The 19,164-nt window shown below is 67.2% G+C and carries 19 protein-coding genes; 4 read left to right on the top strand and 15 right to left on the bottom strand.

The features are described 5' to 3' along the window. A complete protein-coding gene (locus tag LDO14_RS07435; protein WP_082581698.1) occupies positions 1-744 on the top strand; it encodes an ABC transporter permease in 744 nt (247 codons plus the stop codon). Next, positions 741-1,379 carry a TetR family transcriptional regulator gene (locus LDO14_RS07430; RefSeq protein ID WP_134164467.1) on the top strand — a complete coding sequence of 213 codons (639 nt, stop codon included), beginning with the start codon at positions 741-743 and terminating at the stop codon, positions 1,377-1,379. Before LDO14_RS07435 ends, LDO14_RS07430 begins: the two co-directional genes overlap by 4 nt. Positions 1,380-1,412: 33 nt before the next feature. Here the strand turns inward: LDO14_RS07430 and LDO14_RS07425 are convergent, their stop codons facing one another. The 8 genes from LDO14_RS07425 to dxr all read right to left on the bottom strand — a co-directional run bounded on the left by LDO14_RS07425 (position 1,413) and on the right by dxr (position 8,733). Beyond that, positions 1,413-1,979, bottom strand: a complete 567-nt coding sequence (locus LDO14_RS07425) for a hypothetical protein (protein WP_082581695.1) — start codon at positions 1,977-1,979, stop codon at positions 1,413-1,415. Between the two features lie 248 nt (positions 1,980-2,227). Beyond that, a complete protein-coding gene (locus tag LDO14_RS07420) occupies positions 2,228-3,118 on the bottom strand; it encodes a GNAT family N-acetyltransferase (RefSeq protein WP_056389905.1) in 891 nt (296 codons plus the stop codon). Beyond that, positions 3,081-4,247, bottom strand: a complete 1,167-nt coding sequence (ispG, locus tag LDO14_RS07415) for a flavodoxin-dependent (E)-4-hydroxy-3-methylbut-2-enyl-diphosphate synthase (RefSeq protein ID WP_018771945.1) — start codon at positions 4,245-4,247, stop codon at positions 3,081-3,083. Before ispG ends, LDO14_RS07420 begins: the two co-directional genes overlap by 38 nt. Positions 4,248-4,282: 35 nt before the next feature. Continuing rightward, the gene (locus tag LDO14_RS07410; protein WP_018771944.1) at positions 4,283-4,576 is read right to left on the bottom strand and encodes a YciI family protein; all 294 of its coding nucleotides are present in this window, start codon (positions 4,574-4,576) and stop codon (positions 4,283-4,285) included. A 154-nt stretch (positions 4,577-4,730) separates the two neighbouring features. Then, complete coding sequence (locus LDO14_RS07405; RefSeq protein WP_223994609.1) at positions 4,731-5,354, bottom strand: hypothetical protein; 624 nt, start codon at positions 5,352-5,354, stop codon at positions 4,731-4,733. A gap of 63 nt (positions 5,355-5,417) precedes the next feature. Beyond that, the gene (locus LDO14_RS07400) at positions 5,418-6,122 is read right to left on the bottom strand and encodes a MarR family transcriptional regulator (RefSeq protein ID WP_134164469.1); all 705 of its coding nucleotides are present in this window, start codon (positions 6,120-6,122) and stop codon (positions 5,418-5,420) included. A gap of 77 nt (positions 6,123-6,199) precedes the next feature. Continuing rightward, positions 6,200-7,531: a site-2 protease family protein gene (locus LDO14_RS07395; RefSeq protein WP_223994607.1), complete on the bottom strand. Its 1,332-nt coding sequence runs from the start codon at positions 7,529-7,531 to the stop codon at positions 6,200-6,202. 17 nt (positions 7,532-7,548) lie between these two features. Then, complete coding sequence (gene dxr, locus LDO14_RS07390) at positions 7,549-8,733, bottom strand: 1-deoxy-D-xylulose-5-phosphate reductoisomerase (protein WP_223994606.1); 1,185 nt, start codon at positions 8,731-8,733, stop codon at positions 7,549-7,551. 102 nt (positions 8,734-8,835) lie between these two features. Here dxr and LDO14_RS07385 point away from each other — a divergent pair, with 102 nt between their 5' ends. Next, a complete protein-coding gene (locus tag LDO14_RS07385) occupies positions 8,836-10,305 on the top strand; it encodes a lipase maturation factor family protein (protein WP_223994604.1) in 1,470 nt (489 codons plus the stop codon). Between the two features lie 18 nt (positions 10,306-10,323). Here the strand turns inward: LDO14_RS07385 and LDO14_RS07380 are convergent, their stop codons facing one another. From LDO14_RS07380 to LDO14_RS07350, 7 genes are read right to left on the bottom strand one after another with little or no spacing between them, the layout of a single operon-like run. Further along, positions 10,324-11,157 (bottom strand): CoA ester lyase, encoded by an 834-nt coding sequence (locus tag LDO14_RS07380; protein ID WP_018771677.1) that lies wholly within the window; start codon positions 11,155-11,157, stop codon positions 10,324-10,326. Further along, on the bottom strand, positions 11,154-11,711 hold the full coding sequence (locus tag LDO14_RS07375; RefSeq protein ID WP_018771676.1) for a MaoC family dehydratase: 558 nt from the start codon (positions 11,709-11,711) through the stop codon (positions 11,154-11,156). Before LDO14_RS07375 ends, LDO14_RS07380 begins: the two co-directional genes overlap by 4 nt. Further along, positions 11,708-12,484 (bottom strand): CoA transferase subunit B, encoded by a 777-nt coding sequence (locus LDO14_RS07370; protein WP_155845655.1) that lies wholly within the window; start codon positions 12,482-12,484, stop codon positions 11,708-11,710. Before LDO14_RS07370 ends, LDO14_RS07375 begins: the two co-directional genes overlap by 4 nt. Before the next feature lie 2 nt (positions 12,485-12,486). After that, the gene (locus LDO14_RS07365) at positions 12,487-13,290 is read right to left on the bottom strand and encodes a CoA transferase subunit A (protein WP_018771674.1); all 804 of its coding nucleotides are present in this window, start codon (positions 13,288-13,290) and stop codon (positions 12,487-12,489) included. Between the two features lie 35 nt (positions 13,291-13,325). Next, a complete protein-coding gene (locus LDO14_RS07360) occupies positions 13,326-14,489 on the bottom strand; it encodes an acyl-CoA dehydrogenase family protein (protein WP_018771673.1) in 1,164 nt (387 codons plus the stop codon). Between the two features lie 2 nt (positions 14,490-14,491). Beyond that, positions 14,492-16,711: a biotin carboxylase N-terminal domain-containing protein gene (locus LDO14_RS07355; RefSeq protein ID WP_223994602.1), complete on the bottom strand. Its 2,220-nt coding sequence runs from the start codon at positions 16,709-16,711 to the stop codon at positions 14,492-14,494. A 13-nt stretch (positions 16,712-16,724) separates the two neighbouring features. After that, entirely contained in the window at positions 16,725-18,332 is a 1,608-nt protein-coding gene (locus LDO14_RS07350) for a carboxyl transferase domain-containing protein (RefSeq protein WP_056389937.1), read from the bottom strand. A gap of 159 nt (positions 18,333-18,491) precedes the next feature. Between LDO14_RS07350 and LDO14_RS07345 the strand changes: the two genes are divergently transcribed. After that, positions 18,492-19,157, top strand: coding sequence for a TetR/AcrR family transcriptional regulator (locus LDO14_RS07345; protein ID WP_056389961.1), 666 nt, complete (start codon positions 18,492-18,494; stop codon positions 19,155-19,157). Positions 19,158-19,164: the final 7 nt, after the last annotated feature.

The following is a 19,164-nucleotide window of genomic DNA, read 5'->3' as shown; positions in this document are numbered from 1 at the left end:
ATGATGCTCGCCACGGCACGCAGGGTGCTAAGCCAGCTCCGCCATGACCACCGCAGCATCGCCATGATCCTGGTGGTCCCGGCACTCCTGCTCACGGCGGTGTACTTCCTCTACGAAAATGAGTCAGTCCCGCCAGGCGCGCCACGCACGTTCGACCGCGTTGGCCTGATGATGCTGGCCATTTTTCCGTTCGTGGTGATGTTCCTGGTCACCTCGATCACCATGCTTCGGGAGCGCACCTCCGGAACCCTGGAGCGGCTGCTGACGACGCCCGTCCACAAGGCCGACCTGCTGTTCGGCTACGGTGTGGCCTTTTCCCTGATGGCCGCCCTGCAGTCCCTGGTGGCCACGGCTGTGGCGTACTGGATTTTCGGGCTCGACATCGCGGGCGCCCCGGGTTACGTTGTGCTGATCGCTGTGATCAACGCCGTCCTGGGGGTGGCCCTTGGCCTGTTCTGTTCGGCGTTCGCCAGGACCGAGTTCCAGGCGGTCCAGTTCATGCCGGTGGTGGTGGTGCCGCAGATCCTGTTGTGTGGGCTGTTCGTGGCGCGGGACCGGATGAATGATGTGCTGGAAGCGATCTCCAATGTGCTGCCCCTGACTTTTTCCGTGGATGCCCTCCAGGAGGTGGCGTCCCACGCGGAGGCGACCGGGCGGCTGTGGCAGGACGCGGGCACCATGGCGGCCATCTCCTTTGGTGTCCTGGTCCTCGCCGCCTTCACGCTGCGGCGGCGGACTCCGTGAAGCTGTCCCGTCCTGCAACCGGTCCGGAGGGCCCTGATGCGTTTCCGGTCCGCAGGGGCCGGCGGGGCGGCGCCACGGAGTCCCGGGAGCACATCCTCGACGCCGCCCGGAAGCTCTTCGCCGAGCACGGCTTCGAGGGAACCAGCCTGCGGCAGGTGGCCCGCGCCGCAGGGGTGGATCCGGGAATGGTCCACCACTTCTTCAAGGGCAAGGATGAACTCTTTGCCCTCAGCGTGGAGCTGCCGGCCGACCCGGAACAGGTGCTGGCGGGCATGTCGGACTCGGACCCCGCCCAGCGGGCGGAACTGATCGTCCGCACGGTGCTCCGCCTCTGGGAGAGTCCCGCGCAGGCCGGCCTGCTGGCCTTCCTTCGCGGGACGATCGGGTCCAAGGCCAAAACGGCACTCCTGCGGGAAACGGTGACCCGCAGGGTGATCACCAGGATCATGGCAGCTGTTCCCGGGACGCCTGAAGAGGTGGCGCTGCGCGGAAGCCTGGTGGCCACCCAGGTGGTGGGCCTGATGATGGTGCGTTACGTGGTCCGGCTGGAGCCGCTCGCGTCCGCAGCCCCCGAGGACGTGGTGCGGCTGGTCGCGCCTGCTGTCCAGCGGTACCTCACCGGGCCCCTGTCCTGAGGAGGTCGACGGACGTGTCCCGGAGGCCGGGTTCTACTTGACCAGGGCGGCAGCCGAGTCCAGGAGCGCACCTGCCCGACGGACCGCGTCTGCCTCGGTCTCGCCGCCGGACGCCACCGAGGCGATCAGTACGCCGCGGTGGACCACCTGCGCCCTGACCATGGACTGCGTGCGGCCATCAGGCAACGCACTGTCCGTGCGGTAGGCGACCGCGCCCGGCAGCCCGGTGACACCCGTTACCGGAGTAATGGTGACGGCAACGTCCATGCCTGACACCGTCATGGTCATGGAGGAGCACTTCGCCAGCTGCTCGGACGGGTCCGTAACCTGGGCCAGGACGCCTTTATCCAGGCCGGCCACCAGCGACAGGGCCGTGACCGCGCCGGTGGCGGTGTCAGTACTCATGCCTATCGCCATGGTTGCATCCTCCACGGACGGCACCGTGCCCGCCGCAGCGAGTTCCTTGCACTCCGCCGGCTGGACGTCGACGGAGGAGATCATGGCCTTGGTTTGCTCGATCGCCGCAGCGATGTCGGCCTTCGGCAGGACGGAAAGCCTGCGGTCGGCAGCATCCCGGACCTGCCCCACGATGGCAGCCAACTGGTCACTGGTGTAACCCGTGGCTGTTGGCGTTGGTGTCGGGGTGGGCGTCGGCGTCGGGGTTGGCGACGCGGTCGGTGTTTGAGGGGCTGCAACCGTGGCCGGTGAAGAGTCCGCTGACTGCGGGGCGGCCGGACCGCCACATGCCGAAACCGCTATGGCCAGAAGGGCCGATGCCCCGAAAGTTCCCAGCACGGACGTCTTCAATTTTTCCCCCAATATTCAAATGAACGCGGACCGCTGCCCGGCTAGAAAAGAACTGTAGCGAACGTCCCCACCTGGCGGAACCCCACACGTTCGTAGGTGGACCGCGCCCGGGTGTTGAAGCCGTTCACGTAGAGGCTGGTCACGGGGGCGATCTGCCGGGCCTTTTCCACCACTGCCGACATGTAGCCCGCGCTCAGCCCCCGGCCGCGGAAGATCGGATTCATCCAGACGCCCTGGACCTGGGTGACGTCGTCGGTGACTGCCCCGAGCTCGGCTTTGAACACCACCTCACGGGCGTTGTTGAGGTGGACCAGGGAATGTCCCTGCCTGATGAGGCCCTCCACGCGGCGGCTGTAGAATTCCCTGCCGCCGAGGTAGGGCGAGTACCCCACCTCTTCCTCGAACATGGCGGCGCAGGCGGGAAGGATGCGGTCGAAGTCGGCGAGGTTCCCTTGGTCCAGGCCGCGGTTGGGCTGGACAAGGGGCGGTCCGTCGATGATCATCAGCGGCTGGTCAGCCCTGACCTCGTGTGCACGGTGGCCCAGCACAGCGAGCTCGGCGTTGAGTGCCAGCACTGCGGGGGCCGGCCCAAAGGCAGACGCATACCGGCGGCCGGAACTGTTTGCGGCGTCCGCTACAAGGGGGGCCAGGGCGGGATCAAGCTGGACCGGAACCAGGTTGGCTCCGGCCCAGCAGGCACCCGTCAGGATGCCGTCGTCGAAAACCCCGATCACACCGGCGCCCCCGCTGGTGGGCGCCGCAGTCCCCGTGGCCCGCAGGTGGGCCAGGATGAACACGTTGGCCACAGGGTCCTGCTGGGCCAGCAGTTTCAGCGCGGGAGTGTCCTGGCCATCAAGCGTGCGGACAGAAAGCCCCGCAGGGTCTGGAGTCTCCCTACGAGACGCTAACCACGGGGCTACCCTTGACAGCATCTTCGCCATCGGCCTCCCCCATCTCTTCCGCGATACGCATAGCCTCTTCGATCAGTGTCTCAACAATTGCGCTCTCGGGAACAGTCTTGATGACCTCGCCCTTAACGAAGATCTGGCCCTTGCCGTTGCCCGAAGCCACGCCAAGGTCAGCCTCGCGCGCTTCGCCGGGGCCGTTCACGACGCAGCCCATGACCGCCACGCGGAGGGGAATTTCCATCCCTTCGAGCCCGGCGGTGACCTGTTCAGCCAGAGTGTACACGTCAACCTGGGCACGGCCGCAGGAAGGACAGGACACGATTTCCAGCTTGCGGGGCCGCAGGTTCAGCGATTGGAGGATCTGGTTGCCCACCTTGATTTCCTCCACCGGGGGCGCGGAGAGGGACACGCGGATGGTGTCACCGATCCCCCGGGAAAGGAGCGCGCCGAAGGCCGTTGCGGACTTGATGGTGCCCTGGAACGCTGGACCAGCCTCCGTGACGCCAAGGTGCAGGGGCCAGTCACCCTTTTCGGCGAGCATTTCGTAGGCTGCCACCATGATCACGGGGTCGTTGTGCTTCACGGAAATCTTGAAGTCGTGGAAGCCGTGCTCCTCGAAAAGGGAGGCTTCCCAGACGGCTGATTCAACCAGCGCTTCGGGGGTGGCCTTGCCGTACTTCTTGAGGATGCCCGGCTCCAGGGACCCGGCATTGACGCCGATGCGGATGGAGGTGCCGTGGTCCTTGGCGGCGGCGGCAATCTCCTTGACCTGGTCATCGAACTTGCGGATGTTTCCAGGATTCACGCGCACGGCTGCGCAGCCTGCTTCGATGGCCGCAAAGACGTACTTGGGCTGGAAGTGGATGTCCGCGATGACCGGGATCTGGGACTTCCGGGCGATGATGGGCAGCGCCTCGGCATCGTCGGCGGACGGGCAGGCGACGCGGACAATGTCGCAGCCGGACGCCGTGAGTTCGGCGATCTGCTGCAGCGTGGCGTTGATGTCCGTGGTGGGCGTGGTGGTCATCGACTGCACGCTGATGGGGAAATCAGATCCCACGCCTACCGAGCCGACTTTGATCTGGCGCGTCTTGCGGCGGGGGGCAAGGACGGGCGGTGGTGCTGACGGCATTCCCAGGCTGACCGAGGTCACGTGGACTCCTTGAGTTGAAAGGGGTGAAAAGGCGGCTACGCGGCGATCCCGGCCAGCATGCCGGTTACCGGAGACCATTCGGTGATGCGGGTTCCGGCGACCACTCCGGCCGCGGCGAAAGGATCCTGCTTAAGGATCGAGTTGAGGGCGCCTTCATCGGTTGCCTTGAAGATCAGCAGGGCGCCCGCGCCGTCACCGTAGGGGCCGCTGGCCACGATGACGCCGTCCTGCGCCAGGCCGCCGGTCCATTCCCGGTGTGCGGGCCGGACCTCGTTGCGGGTGTCGGTGGAGTTGGCGGCATAAACGTACTCAACGGCAAAAACTGTCATACCGCTACCCTATCGCCATGGCCGGCTTGGTACCGTACCGTTCCCCCTGGAGCAAAAGTGCCCCGCACCGGAGCAGGCCCGCCGGAGCAGGAGTTTCACTGCCAGTGCGGGAGTTTCACTGCCAGGCGGCAGTCTCACTGCCGGTGCGGGAGTTTCACTGCAGGAAGAGGACCTTCACCGCGGCCGCGGTCCCGGCCGCCCAGAGCATGGAGGTGAGGGTCCCGATGATGAAGCGCTCGGCGGCCACCGGCGTCTCCTTCAGTTCGGCGAACCTGCCCAGGCCCTTGATGGCGACGATGTACGCGATGGCCACGGGTTGGCCGGTGAGGATGGCGAGGCACACCCCCAGCCGCTCCAGAACGCCGATGATGGCGCCGCCGCGCAGGATGCGTTGGCTGGGCAGCGCGGGTCCGGCAGCCGGCCCGCCCGACGCCGGCCCGGCGGCAGGGGCGGTCAGCTCACCGTCCACTGCCTGGCCGGCCGGCCTGCCGGCAGCATCAACCGGCCCATCAGGGGCCGTGACCGCGTCCGGAGCAGTGACCGCGTCCGGGTCCGGGGATGTGGCCCTGTCCGGTTCCCCGCGGCTGGCGATGGGGGAAGGGTCGTCTACGGTGACGTCGGCAGAGGGGTCCTGTTCCGTCCTGCGGGCTTCCTCCGCGGCCTTGGCAGCATCGGCTTTGTCGTCGATGGTCCGGGCCAGCTTGAACACCAGCGCAGTGACCGGCCAGCCGGCAAAGCCAGCCACCACCAGCGCCACTGCCACCCAAAGTGCGGTCACCTGTCTCCTTCATTGGGGTTGTCTTCGATCCGGTCGTCCGGCTCCTTCAGATGCTGGACACTCCTATGCCTGGCCGTCGTTGAGTGCCTGGGTAATCTGCGAGTCGGCGTAACCAAGAAGCATGGAGGCTGCCGGCCTGGCTGCCCATTCTTCCTGCCAGCCGGACCGAAGCACGGTTCGGCTCACCGATTGCTCCGAGATTCCAAGTTCACGGGCCACCTGCTTCTGGCTTCCATGCCGGCCCGGGCCCTGGCCACCAGCACCCAAGCGGCGCAGGGCATCCACCACCCGCCACTGGGCTTCCGTGCGGTCCTGGACAAGCCGGCCGAGCAACCGGAGCACTGCTTCCGCGTTGGCACACGCCTGGACCCCCTCCTCCGCAGGAACGCCCCTGCCGGCCTCCCCCGCCATGATGCCGGGCACCACCGACAACGGCACCTGGGAACCGGCGCTTTTGGCGTGTTCAACCGCCCTGCGGGCGGCAACAAAAGCAGTCCCGGTCCCTTCCCGCGGACTGGCATCCGGCGGCAGCGAAACGCTGCCGACGCCGATGCCCACGTACCAGCGCCCTTCGCGGAGCGCGTGCAGTGCTATCTCCACCACGGCGGAAGCCTCCCGCACCACCCCCTGCACCTCGTCCCCGACGGAACGTTCGAACACCGGGTGCGCCGGCCCCGGGAGTTCGAGGCGGGCAACCTGTGCAAGGAAGGACGGAACCCGGTCCTGGTCGCCGGTGCTTCCGCGTTGGTCAATGGTCATGACGAACATTCATCAACCATAGGCGGTTGATCCCGTATGATCAATCGCATTTGGCTGATTTTTCGGAGTCAGCCGAAACTGAATGACTATCCGAAGAGATTGACGGGCTTGACGATGTCTGCGTAGATCAGCAGCGCGCTCATCCCCATCAGCAGCGCTGCAACCACGTACGTGACGGGAAGCAGCTTGGCGATGTCGAACGCTCCGGGATCCGGCCGTCCGCGGAGCTTTGCCACCCGGCGCCGAATGCCCTCATACAGGGCCCCGGCAACATGGCCGCCGTCGAGCGGCAGGAGCGGAATCAGGTTGAACACGGCAAGCGCAAAGTTCAGTCCGGCCAGCAGGCCAACAAGCGTAGCCACCCGGGACTGCAGCGGTACGGCCTCCATGGCCGCCACCTCGCCCGCCACCCTGCCGACGCCCACCACGCTGATGGGGCCGTTGGGGTCGCGGGGCTCTTCGCTGAAGGCTGCCTTCGCCACTCCCACCACACGGGCCGGCAGATTGAAGACAACGCCGGCCACCTGGCGGATGTTCTCCCCCGCCATGGGCAGGACGGACGACGCCGGCTGGGCCACCAACGCCGTTTGCGCACCGATGCCGAGGAATCCGACGTCCTGGTACTGGAGGTTGCCGGCAGCATCGGTGGCCTGCCGTCCGTCGCTTCCCATCACGGGCCGCGCCGACAGGACGGGGGTCACTGTGGTGGACACGGGATTGCCGTCCCGCTGCACCGTGATGGCTACTTCCCTGCCGGCAGAGGCGCGGATCCACTCCGTCAACTGCTCCCAGCTGGTGACGGGTTTGCCGTCGAAGGAAGTAATCGTGTCGTTTGGCTTCAACCCGGCCGCCGCGGCGGGCGTCAGCCGGCAGTCCGCAGAGTCGGGATCGACGGTTTGGCCCGCGGCCACCTGGCATTTGGAGACGTCCGAAATGGTCGTGGTGGCGGTGGCAATGCCGAAGCCCATCAGCAGCACGGCGGTGAGCAGCACGCCAAGGATCATGTTCATGGCCGGGCCGCCCAGCATCACAATCACTTTTTTCCAGACCGGCAGGCGGTAGAAGACCCGGTGTTCGTCGCCCGGCCCCACTTCCTCGTGGGCCATGGAGCGGGCCTCGGTGGCAAGTGTCTGGAACATGCCCGTGCTGGAGGGGCGGACCGAGCCGTCGTCCTTGTTCGGCGGGTACATGCCGATCATGGAGACGTAGCCGCCCAGCGGAACGGCCTTCACGCCGTACTCGGTTTCGCCCCTCCGGCGGGACCACAGCGTTGGCCCGAAGCCGATCATGTACTTGGTCACGCGGACTTTGAAGAGCTTGGCCGGCACCAGGTGCCCCACCTCGTGGAGCGCGACGGACACGGCAATACCCAAGGCGACGAAGACGACGCCGAGGATGAAAAGTAGGACAGGGGTCATGGAGGTGGTGCTGCTTCCTAGAGACTTCTGACTGCTAAACGTTCGTGGGCCCGGGCACGTGCCCAGCTTTCAGCATCCAGCACTGAATCCACCGTCAGCCCGGAGGAACCTGAGTGTTCGCTGAGCACACTGTCCACGGTATCGACGATGTCGGTAAACCGGATCCGGCCGTCGTGGAACGCCGTCACTGCCTCTTCATTGGCCGCATTGAACACGGCAGGGAAGGTGCTTCCCTGCCGGGCGGCGTCCTTGGCAAGGCCGACGGCGGGGAAGGCCTCGGCGTCCAGCGGCTCGAAGGTCCAGGTAGCGGCCTGGGTCCAGTCGCACGGGCTGGCGGCCTTGGGCACGCGCGCAGGCCAGCCAAGCCCCAGGGCGATGGGCAGCCGCATGTCGGGCGGCGAGGCCTGGGCGATGGTGGAGCCGTCGACGAACTGGACCATTGAGTGGACGATGGACTGGGGGTGGACTACCACGTCGATCCGGTCCAACGGGATATCGAACAACAGGTGGGCCTCGATGACCTCCAGGCCCTTGTTGACCAGCGTGGCGGAGTTGGTGGTGACCATCATGCCCATGTCCCAGGTGGGGTGGGCCAGTGCCTGCTGCGGGGTGACGTCGTGGAGCTCGTCCCGGCTCCTGCCCCGGAACGGTCCGCCGGAGGCGGTGAGGATGAGCTTGTCCACTTCGTCGGCGGTGCCTGAACGCAGGCATTGGGCAATCGCGGAATGTTCCGAGTCCACCGGCACGATCTGGCCGTCCCTTGCCGCGGCCTTGACCAGGCTGCCGCCCACGATCAGCGACTCCTTGTTGGCAAGGGCCAGGGTGGCTCCGGACTTAAGGGCCGCCAGGGTGGGTGCCAGGCCGATGGAACCGGTGATTCCGTTGAGCACCACGTCAGCCTCGACGGCGGCGATCCGGGCGGAGGCGTCGGGGCCGGCCACGATCTCCGGGCGGTATTCCGGACGGCCTGCCGCTGCGGCGGCGTCGCGGATCAGGCCTTCCAGCCGTCCGGGGTCTCCGAAGGCGATCCCCACGGCCGCGGCCCCGGTGTGGACAGACTGCCGGGCCAGGAGTTCCAGGTTGCCGCCCCCGGCACTGAGTGCCACCACCTCGAACAGGTTCGGGGCGCCGTCGACGACGTCAATCGCCTGGGTGCCGATGGAACCGGTGGATCCTAGGAGGACGACTCTGCGTGGCTGCATTGCTTAAGTATCCCGCACCCTTCCCGGCCTGCCTGCGCCCCTGGCCTGCAGACGGGCCTTAGTCGCCTTGACCCGCGGACGGCCGGGCGTAACGTGGATTGCGTGGACTGGCTCACGTGGTTTGATGCGCCGGAGTACGAATTTGCCCGGCAGGTGCTGCAGCGGGGTGTTGCCGCATTGTATTTCGTTGCCTTCCTCTCCACGCTGAACCAGTTTCCCGCCCTGCTCGGCGAGCGCGGGCTCCTCCCGGTGCCGGAGTTCCTGGCGGCATTCACCCGCCTGCGCCGGCCAACGCTGTTCCGCTGGCGGTACTCGGACAGGCTGCTTCGCGGTGTCTGTGCCGGCGGCCTGGTGGTGTCGGCGCTGCTCGTGGCGGGGATACCGCAGGCCGGGCCGCCGTGGGTCCCGATGATCGCCTTCCTGGCCCTGTGGCTGCTGTACATGTCGATCGTGAACGTGGGCCAGACGTTCTATGGGTTCGGCTGGGAAATGCTGCTCCTGGAAGCGGGCTTCACCGTGGCGTTCCTGGGCTCCAACCAGACGGAGCCGCCCCGGACCATCCTGATCCTGATTGTGTGGCTGGTGTTCCGGCTGGAGTTCGGGGCGGGAATGATCAAGATCCGCGGTGGCCGGGAATGGCGGGACCTGACGGCCCTGTACTACCACCACGAGACCCAGCCCATGCCCGGGCCATTGAGCCGGCAGGCGCATCTCCTGCCCAAGCCGCTGCACCGTATCGAAGTGGTGGGCAACCACATCGCCCAGCTGGTGGTGCCGTTCCTGCTGTTCGCCCCGCAGCCGGTGGCCGGCGTGGCGGCGGGGGTCGTCGTCGTGACCCAGCTGTGGCTGGTGGCCAGCGGCAACTTCGCCTGGCTGAACTGGATGGCAATCGTGCTGGCGTTTGCAGCCGTCAGCGATCCCGTGGCGCACGCCGTCATACCGGCAATTCCGGCAGACTGGGACGCCGCCACGGGAGGCCGGCAGGAGACCCCGCTGTGGTGGCTGGCCATCACCCTGGCAGCATCCGCCCTGCTGCTGGCCCTGAGCTACTGGCCGTTGCGGAACCTCTTCTCCCGCCGGCAGCTGATGAATGCCAGCTTCAACCGGTGGCAGCTGGTCAACGCCTACGGCGCGTTCGGCACCGTGACCAGGCAGCGCATCGAGATTGTGGTGGAAGGCACGCTGGACGACGATCCCGACGACGACCCGGAATGGCGCGAGTACGGTTTCAAGGGCAAGCCCGGGGATGTCCGCCGGATTCCGCGGCAGTGGGCCCCGTACCACCTGCGGCTGGACTGGCTGATGTGGTTCCTGCCGCTGCGCAGCGTGCACGAGGAATGGTTCTACGCGTTCCTGGCCAAGCTGCTGGCGGCGGACCGGCAGATGCTGCGGCTGCTGCGGCATGACCCGTTCGACGGCGCCGCGCCGCACTGGGTGCGCGTGCGCAGTTACCATTACCGCTTCGCCACGCGGAAGGAGTTCCGGGAGACGGGGAACCGGTGGGTGCGGACGCTGCTCTACGAGCCCATCCCGCCAACGTCCCTGCGCAGGTCCCCGGGACGCCAACGCTAGCCGAACGTCCCGCTATGCCTACACAGCGGCGCGGCGCACGATCTCCTGGGCGTGCTTGAGGATTGGCCCGTCGATCATTTTCCCCTGGTACTGGAACACTCCCGATCCGGCTGATGCTGCGGCATCCAGGAGGGCAACCGCGGCGGCCACCTCGTCTTCCGAAGGTGCGTAGGCCTTGCGGACCACGGCGGCCTGGCTGGGGTGGATGCAGGCCTTCGAACTGAAGCCCGAGGCCACGGCGTCGGCAGCCTCGGCTGCCAGTCCGTCAAGGTCGGGGATGTTGGTGTAGACCGCATCCACCGCTTCCTTGCCGTAGGCGCGGGCTGCCAGCAGGACGGCGGAGCGGGCGTGCAGCGCAACCGCCCGGTAGGCTCCGTCGTCCTTCCGGCTGGACGTTCCACCCAGGGTGGCCAGCAGGTCCTCGGCGCCCCACATCAGGCCCACCACGTTAGGGGCGGCGGCGATGGCAGGCGCATTGAGCACGCCAAGCGCCGTTTCGCACAGGGCAATCACCTGGTAGCCCTCCAGCGCTTTGAGCTGTTCGGCGGATTCGGCCTTGGCCAGCATCACCGTGCGGTAGGGGGTGTGGGCCAGGCAGTGCAGGTCCTTTTCGAAGTCCTCAGTCCCCACGGGATTCACCCTGACAATGGTGCAGCTGGGTTCGAGCTCAGGTTCCACACCGGTGGTTCCCAGCTGGGCCAGGATGGCGCCTCGGGCGCGCTGCTTGTCGGCCGGCGCCACCGCGTCTTCAAGGTCCAGGATCACGGCGTCTGCCCGGGCGGCGGCTTTCTGGTAGCGCTCCGGCCTGTCGGCGGGGCAGAAAAGCAGTGCGGGGCCCATTACGAAAGTCATACCGGCATTGTCCCCTGTCCGGCGTCCTGCGTCTTGGCGTGGGCGTCGCGCGTCCACATGAGGCAGCTGCGGGTGGCCCGGGCCACGACTGTTCCGTCCTGGTTGCGCCCGGTGTGCTCCATGGTCACGATGCCCTGGCCGGGCCGTGAGGAGGAAAGCCGCTTTCCGGTGACGGCTGTCTCCGTGTAGAGCGTGTCTCCGTGGTAGAGCGGGTGCGGGAAGGAGACGTCGGTCAGGCCCAGCTGGGCGATGATGGTTCCCTGGGTGAGCTGGGTGACGGACTGGCCCACCATGGTGGCCAGGGTGAACATCGAGTTCATGAGCCGCTGGCCGAAGGGCTGCCCGGCGCTCCAGGCAGCGTCCAGGTGCAGGGCCTGGGTGTTCATGGTCAGCGTGGTGAAGAGGACGTTGTCGGCTTCGGTCACGGTGCGTCCGGGCCGGTGGGCGTACAGCACGCCCTCCTCCAGCTCGTCGAAGTACAGCCCGCGCTGCTCGATGACCCGCCGGCCGCCGTCGTCCTTTTGCCTGGAAACCGGACCGTTGCCATCCGTCATACGGTCAGTTCCTGGTCTTCCTCGAACAGGTCGGCGCCGGTGGCGGCCACCACATCCTCGAGCGATACGTTGGGGGCCAGTTCGCGCAGCACCAGGCGTGAGGGGCCGCCGTCCTTCACGATGTCAATGACGGCGAGGTCCGTGATGATCCGGTCCACACAGTCCTTGCCGGTGAGGGGCAGGGTGCATTGTTTGACGATCTTCGGATTCCCGTTCCGGTCCACATGCTCCATCATCACGATCACCCTCTTGGCCCCGAACACCAGGTCCATGGCACCGCCCATGCCCTTGACCATCTTGCCGGGGATCATCCAGTTGGCGAGGTCGCCGTTCTCCGCCACTTCCATGGCGCCGAGGACGGCGAGGTCCACGTGGCCGCCGCGGATCATGCCAAAGGATGTAGCGGAGTCGAAGAACGCCGCTCCCCTGTTGACCGTCACGGTTTCCTTGCCGGCGTTGATCAGGTCCGGATCCACCGCGTCGTCCGCAGGGTAGGGGCCGACGCCGAGGATGCCGTTCTCCGAGTGCAGCACCACCTCCACCCCGGCGGGGATGTAGTTGGGGATCAGGGTGGGCATCCCGATGCCCAGGTTCACGTACTGGCCGTTGCGAAGCTCCCTGGCGACCCGCGCGGCGAGTTCGTTGCGCGTCCAGCCCTTCGTTTCGGCGGGGGACGTGGAGTCGCCGGGCCCTGCATGCTGCTGGGAACCGGCCCGCCGGTATTCCGCACGGACGGCCTCGGGGCGCGGCGCTTCAGGGCTGTTCGGATCCATGGTCACGCTCCTGCCTGCTGGTGGCTGCCTGGTGTTCTTCCTCCTGGGCCCGGCGCCGTCAGGGCAACGGTCCGCTTTTCGATCCGCTTCTCCCCGTCCCGGGCCAGGACCACGCGCTGGACGAAGATGCCAGGAGTGTGGATGTGTTCGGGGTCCAGTTCGCCGGGCTCCACGAGTTCCTCCACCTCGGCGATGGTGATCCGGCCGGCCATGGCGCACAGGGGGTTGAAGTTCATGGCGGTGGCATGGAACACCAGGTTGCCGTGGCGGTCGCCCTTCCAGGCGTGCACCAGCCCGAAGTCCGGCGTGAGGGACTCTTCCAGGACGTAGTCCACGCCGCCGAATGACCGCACTTCCTTGGGCGCGGAGGCAACCGCGATGCCGCCGTTGGCGTCGTACTTCTGCGGCAGGCCGCCGTCGGACACCTGCGTGCCCACCCCCGCCTTGGTGTAGAAGGCCGGAATGCCCGCACCACCGGCCCGCAGCTTTTCAGCAAGCGTGCCCTGGGGTGTGAGCACCACCTCGAGCTCACCGGCCAGGTATTGGCGCGCAAATTCCTTGTTCTCGCCCACATAGGAGCTGATGGTGCGGCGGATACGCCCGTCCCGGAGCAGGATGCCCAGGCCCCAGTCGTCCACCCCACAGTTGTTGCTGACGGTCTCCAGACCGGAGGTGCCCGCCCGGTGCAGGGCGTCGATCAGGGCAACCGGAATTCCGCAAAGGCCGAACCCGCCCACCGCCAGCGAGGCGCCGTCCGGGATATCCGCAACCGCCGCGTCGGCGCTGGCAACAACCTTGTCAATCATCAGTGATCCTCTCAGGCCGGTTACGGTCCCAGGTCCTACAGACCCAGTTCGCGGGCGATCAGCATCAACTGGACCTCCGTGGTGCCCTCCCCGACTTCAAGGATCTTGGAATCGCGGTAGTGGCGCGCCACGGTGAACTCGTTGATGAAGCCATAGCCGCCGAATACCTGGGTGGCATCCCGCGCGTTGTCCATGGCCGCCTCGCCTGCGACCATCTTAGCGATGGCCGCCTGGGTCTTGAACGGCTTGCCGGCAAGCATCCGGAAGGCCGCGTCGTAGTACGCCAGGCGGGCGGTGTGGGCCCGGGCTTCCATGCGGGCGATCTTGAACGAAATGGCCTGGTACTTGCCGATGTTCTGCCCGAAGGCGCTGCGTTCCCTCGCATATTTGACCGAGAGGTCCACACAACCCTGGGCTGCGCCGGTGGCCAGCGCCGCAATGGCGATCCGGCCCTCGTCCAGGATGGACAGGAAGTTGGCGTAGCCGCGGCCTTCCACGCCCAGCAGGTTCGCTTCCGGGACGCGGACATCCTTCAGCGTCAGGGGGTGCGTGTCCGATGCGTTCCAGCCCACCTTGTTGTACGGCTTTTCCGCCTTGAAGCCGGGAGTGTCGGTGGGCACCAGGATGGTGGAGATGTCTTTTTTGACGGTGCCGTCCCCGCGTTCCTGCTGCCCGGTTACGGCAGTGACGGTGACCAGCCGGGTGATGTCCGTTCCGGAGTTGGTGATGAACTCCTTGGTGCCGTTGATGACCCAGTTGCCGTCTTCGCGCCGGGCGTGGGTCTTGGTCCCGCCCGCGTCCGACCCGGCCTCGGGCTCGGTAAGTCCAAAGCCTGCGAGCGCCTGGCCGGACGCCAGCATGGGCAGCCACTGCTGTTTCTGCGCGTCCGTGCCGAAGCGGTAGACGGGCATGGCCCCGAGGGACACCCCGGCCTCCAGCGTGATGGCGACGGACTGGTCCACCCGGCCGAGCTGTTCCAGGGCGAGGGCCAGTGCGAAGTAGTCCCCGCCCATGCCGCCGTATTCCTCGGGGAACGGCAGCCCGAAAAGGCCCATCTCGGCCATCTGCTTCACCACTTCGTACGGGAAGCTGTGCTCTTCGTCGTGCTTGGCGGAGACCGGGGCCACCACGTTGTCCGCGAAATCGCGCACGGTGTCGCTGAGGTCCCGGTATTCCTCGGTCAGTTCAAAACCGGTCATGGTCAGGCTCCTTCGCGTTGGATTGCAGCTGCGTCTGTTGCTGTTTCTGTGCTGTCTGTTTTTACGCCGGTGGCAGCGGGATGGATGGTGGCCAGCACCTGGTCGGCCTTCACCAGGTCACCGGTACGGGTGGCCAGGTGGACCGTCCCGGCCAGCGGGGCCACCAGGTGGTGCTCCATCTTCATGGCCTCCACGGAAACCAGGACTTCCCCGGCCTGGACGGCGTCCCCGTCGGCCACCGGGACGGCCACGACCGTCCCGGGCATCGGCGAGCGCACCTCCGGGTCGGCCGCCCCTTCCTGCCGCTGGATGGCGGCCAGCACGCGTTCCAGCCGCGCCTCCCGGGTCAGTACGTCCAGGCGGCAGGACCAGCCGTCGTTGCCGAGGTAGAGCTGTGTGGGGCCGTCGGGCACCGCGTTATCCCACGGTTGGACGGCAGCCCCTGTGGAGTCCGCAGCCAGCCGGTAGCCGTGGTGCTGGCCATCGAGGTCAAGTTCGAGGCCTTGCCGGCTGGACCACTGCAGGGCGGCCGGATGCTGCGGACCGCCGTTGACGGCGACCACGGCTCCGGCTCCCCCATTGGGACTGCCGCCGACCTGCACGGTGGCCACGCCGCCGTCGGGCGTTCCCAGGCTGATCCGGCGTGGTGCCGCTGCGCCGAGCCGCCAGCCGTTCCTGCCCTGCCACGGCCCGCGCCCGGGGCCGGGGCCGGGGGTGTTCTGTGCTTCCAGCGACAGGACGAACAGCGCGGCGGCCACCAGTTCGGGGTTCCCGATGCGCCGGAATTCCAGTCCGGGCAGCTTCCGTTCGATCAGCCCGGTGTCCAGGTGCCCTGCCTTGACGTCGGAGTCGTTGACCAGGAGCCGCAGGTACTCGACGTTGGTCTCGATGCCCAGTGCCGTGTAGCCGGCCAGGGCACCATCCAGGGCGGCCAGGGCGGCGGCACGGTCCCCGGCCCAGGCGATCACCTTGGACACCATGGGGTCATAGTGCGCCGACAGTTCCAGGCCTTCCACCAGCGAGGAGTCCACCCGTACCTGCCCCTGGGTGCCGGCGGGCAGTTCGTCGAGCATCAGCACGGTCCCGGTGGACGGGAGGAAGTTCTTTTCGGGCACCTCAGCGTAGACCCTTGCCTCCACGGCGTGGCCGGAAAGCTCCACGTCCGCCTGGCGGACGGTCAGCTCCCCGCCCGCTGCGATCCGCACCTGCCATTCCACCAGGTCGATGCCCGTGACCATTTCGGTGACGGGGTGTTCCACCTGCAGCCTGGTGTTCATCTCCATGAAGAAGAACTCGTCCGGCGCGTCATCGGAGACCAGGAACTCCACGGTCCCGGCGCCCACGTAGTTCACGCTGCGGGCCGCGTTGCAGGCGGCCTCGCCAATCCGGTCGCGCACTTCGGGGCCGTTGGGCAGGCCCTCGAGCAGGGGCGACGGGGCTTCCTCGATAACTTTCTGGTGCCGCCGCTGGAGGGAGCATTCGCGCTCGCCGAGGTGGATGACGTTGCCGTGGCTGTCCGCCAGCACCTGCACCTCGATGTGCCTCGGGGTGGTCACCAGGCGCTCCAGGAACAGGGTGTCGTCGCCGAATGCGGCGGCGGCGACGCGCCGGGCCGTGGCCAGGGCGGCGGGCAGGTCCGCCTGGTTTTCGACGGCGTGCATCCCCTTGCCGCCGCCGCCCGCGGACGGCTTGATGAGGAGCGGAAAGCCGACGGCGGCAGCAGCCTCCATCAGTTCGCTGTCCGTCATGCCGGGCTTGGCAATGCCGGGGACGACGGGCACGCCGTACCCCGCCACGTGGTTCTTGGCGCGGATCTTGTCACCCATGACGTTCAGCGCTTCAACGCCCGGGCCAATGAACGTGATGCCGGCCTTTTCCAGGGCCCTGGCGAAGTCCACGTTCTCGCTCAGGAAGCCGTAGCCGGGGTGTACCGCTTCCGCCCCGGACTGCCGGCACGCGTCCACGATGGCGTCCGCGTTCAGGTAGCTTTCGGTTGCAACGGCGGGGCCGATCCGCACGGAGGCATCGGCTTCGCGCACGTGCCGGGCGCCGGCGTCGGCATCGCTGTAGACGGCGACCGAACGGATGCCCAGCTGCCGCAGCGTCCGAATGACGCGGCAGGCGATTTCGCCGCGGTTGGCCACCAGCACGGTGCCGAAGAGGGGCTTGCCGTCGGCCGTTGCGGTGGGGATTTCCCCGGTAGTGGCTGTGTTGGTTTGCATGGTCATTGCTGGCTCACATCCGGAAGAGGCCGAAGGAGGTCTCCGGCAGGGGGGTGCGGGAGACGACGTCGAGCGCCAGGCCCAGGACGGTTCGGGTATCGGCGGGATCGATGACGGCGTCGTCCCACAACCGTGCAGTGGAGTAGTAGGGGCTGCCCTGGTCCTCGTACTGCTGCCGGATGGGCGCTTTGAACGCTTCCTCGTCATCGGCCGGCCAGTCCTCCCCCGCCGCTTCATACTGGTCCCGCTTAACGGTTGCCAGCACGCTGGCGGCCTGGTTGCCGCCCATCACCGAGATCCGGGCAGCAGGCCACATCCACAGGAACCTCGGCGAGTAGGCACGGCCGCACATGGAGTAGTTGCCGGCACCAAAGGAGCCGCCGATCACCACGGTCAGCTTGGGGACCCGCGCGGTGGCAACGGCCGTCACCATCTTGGCGCCGTTCTTGGCGATGCCGCCCTGCTCGGCGTCCCTGCCCACCATGAAGCCGGAGATGTTCTGCAGGAACAGCAGGGGGATACCGCGCTGGTCGCACAGTTCAATGAAGTGCGCGCCCTTGAGCGACGACTCGCTGAACAGGACGCCGTTGTTGGCCACGATTCCCACCGGGTGCCCGTGGATCCGGGCGAAACCTGTGACCAGCGTGGTGCCGTAGTCCTTCTTGAACTCATGGAACCTGCTGCCATCCACCAGCCGGGCAATCACCTCGTGGACGTCGTAGGGAGCATTGACGTCCGTGGGCACCGCACCATACAGCCCGTCCGGGTCCACGGCGGGTTCGACGGCGGCCTCCACCTGCCAGGCGGGCGCGGCGGGAGGCGGCAGGGTGGAGACGATGTCCCTGACGATCTGCAGGGCGTGCTCGTCATTTTCGGCCAGGTGGTCCGTCACACCCGAGACCCGGGAGTGCACCTCGCCCCCACCGAGCTCCTCGGCCGTCACGATTTCCCCGATGGCCGCCTTCACCAGCGGCGGTCCGCCCAGGAAGATGGTGCCCTGGTTCCGGACGATGACGGTTTCGTCGCTCATGGCGGGGACATAGGCGCCGCCGGCCGTGCAGGACCCCATCACGGCAGCGATCTGTGGAATTTTGGCGGCTGAGAGACGCGCCTGGTTGTAGAAGATCCGGCCAAAGTGGTCCCTGTCCGGGAAGACCTCGTCCTGCTTGGGCAGGAAGGCCCCGCCCGAATCCACCAGGTAGATGCAGGGCAGGCCGTTCTCCAGCGCGACCTCCTGGGCGCGGAGGTGCTTCTTCACGGTCATGGGGTAGTACGTGCCGCCCTTGACGGTGGCGTCGTTGGAGATGACCAGGACCTGCCGGCCGTGCACCAGGCCGATGCCGGCGATGACTCCGGCACCGGGTGCGTCATCGCCGTACATGCCGTTGGCGGCCAGCGGTGCGATCTCCAGGAACGGGCTGCCCTCGTCCAGCAACTGGTCGATGCGGTCCCGCGGCAGGAGCTTGCCGCGGGCCACGTGCCGCTCGCGCGACTTCCGGGGCCCGCCCAACGCTGCATCCGCCAGCCTCTTCCGCAGTTCGCCGGCGAGCGACAACTGCGCTTCCCGGTTGGCGCGGAAGGACTCGCTTGCGGGATCAAGCCGGGTGGCCAGGGTCTCCATCGACGTTCCGTCCTAAGGGTGGGCCAAGCCGGCCCAAGCCAACTCGGTTAGTGACTAATAACTGAAATTCAGGTTAGTCTCGATTAACTGTGATGTCCAACACACTGCTACCTTGCTAGAATCTGCGGGGTCCAAGGAGGAAAAGTGCGCAGCAATACAGTGCAGCCGGCCCCTGCCACCCAGCCCGTTCCCACAACCCAGTCCGCTCCCACAACCCAGCGCGGCAAGGCCAAGGAGAACCGGCGGCAGGCTTTGCTGTCCGCCGCGGCCTCGTTGTTCGCGCTGAATGGCTTCAACCGCGTTTCGCTGGAGGACCTCGGCGCGGCGGCAGGCGTCAGCGGCCCTGCGGTCTACCGCCACTTTCCCGGCAAGCAGGCCGTCCTGGCCGACCTCCTGGTCACCGTGAGCCAGGAATTGCTGGACGGCGGGCGGCGGGTGGCGCAGAGCACGCCCAATCCCCTGGCTGCCCTGCGCCAACTGGTGGAATTCCAGGTGGATTTCGCGCTCGGAAAACCGGACGTAATCCGGGTGCAGGACCGTGACTTCAGCAACTTGTCGGAGCAGGACCAGTCCGCGGTGCGTACCCTGCAGCGCAGCTACGTGGAGGTCTGGGTGGACATCCTGGGCAAGGTGCACCCCGGCATCGGTGCGGCTGAACTGCGCATGCGGGCCCACGCGACATTCGGCCTGATCAACTCCACGCCGCACTCCGTCCGGCGCCACGGCACCGGATTGGCGGCCGGGGTTGCCCGCCCCCTGCTTGAACGGATGGCACTGGCAGCCCTGATGGTGGACAGCGCACCTACAGCCGAACGGGGCGCCTAGTCCCCCG

The sequence above is a fragment of the Arthrobacter sp. NicSoilB11 genome (genome assembly GCF_019977375.1).
GTDB lineage: Bacteria > Actinomycetota > Actinomycetes > Actinomycetales > Micrococcaceae > Arthrobacter.
This window is presented reverse-complemented; position numbering and strand designations above follow the sequence as displayed.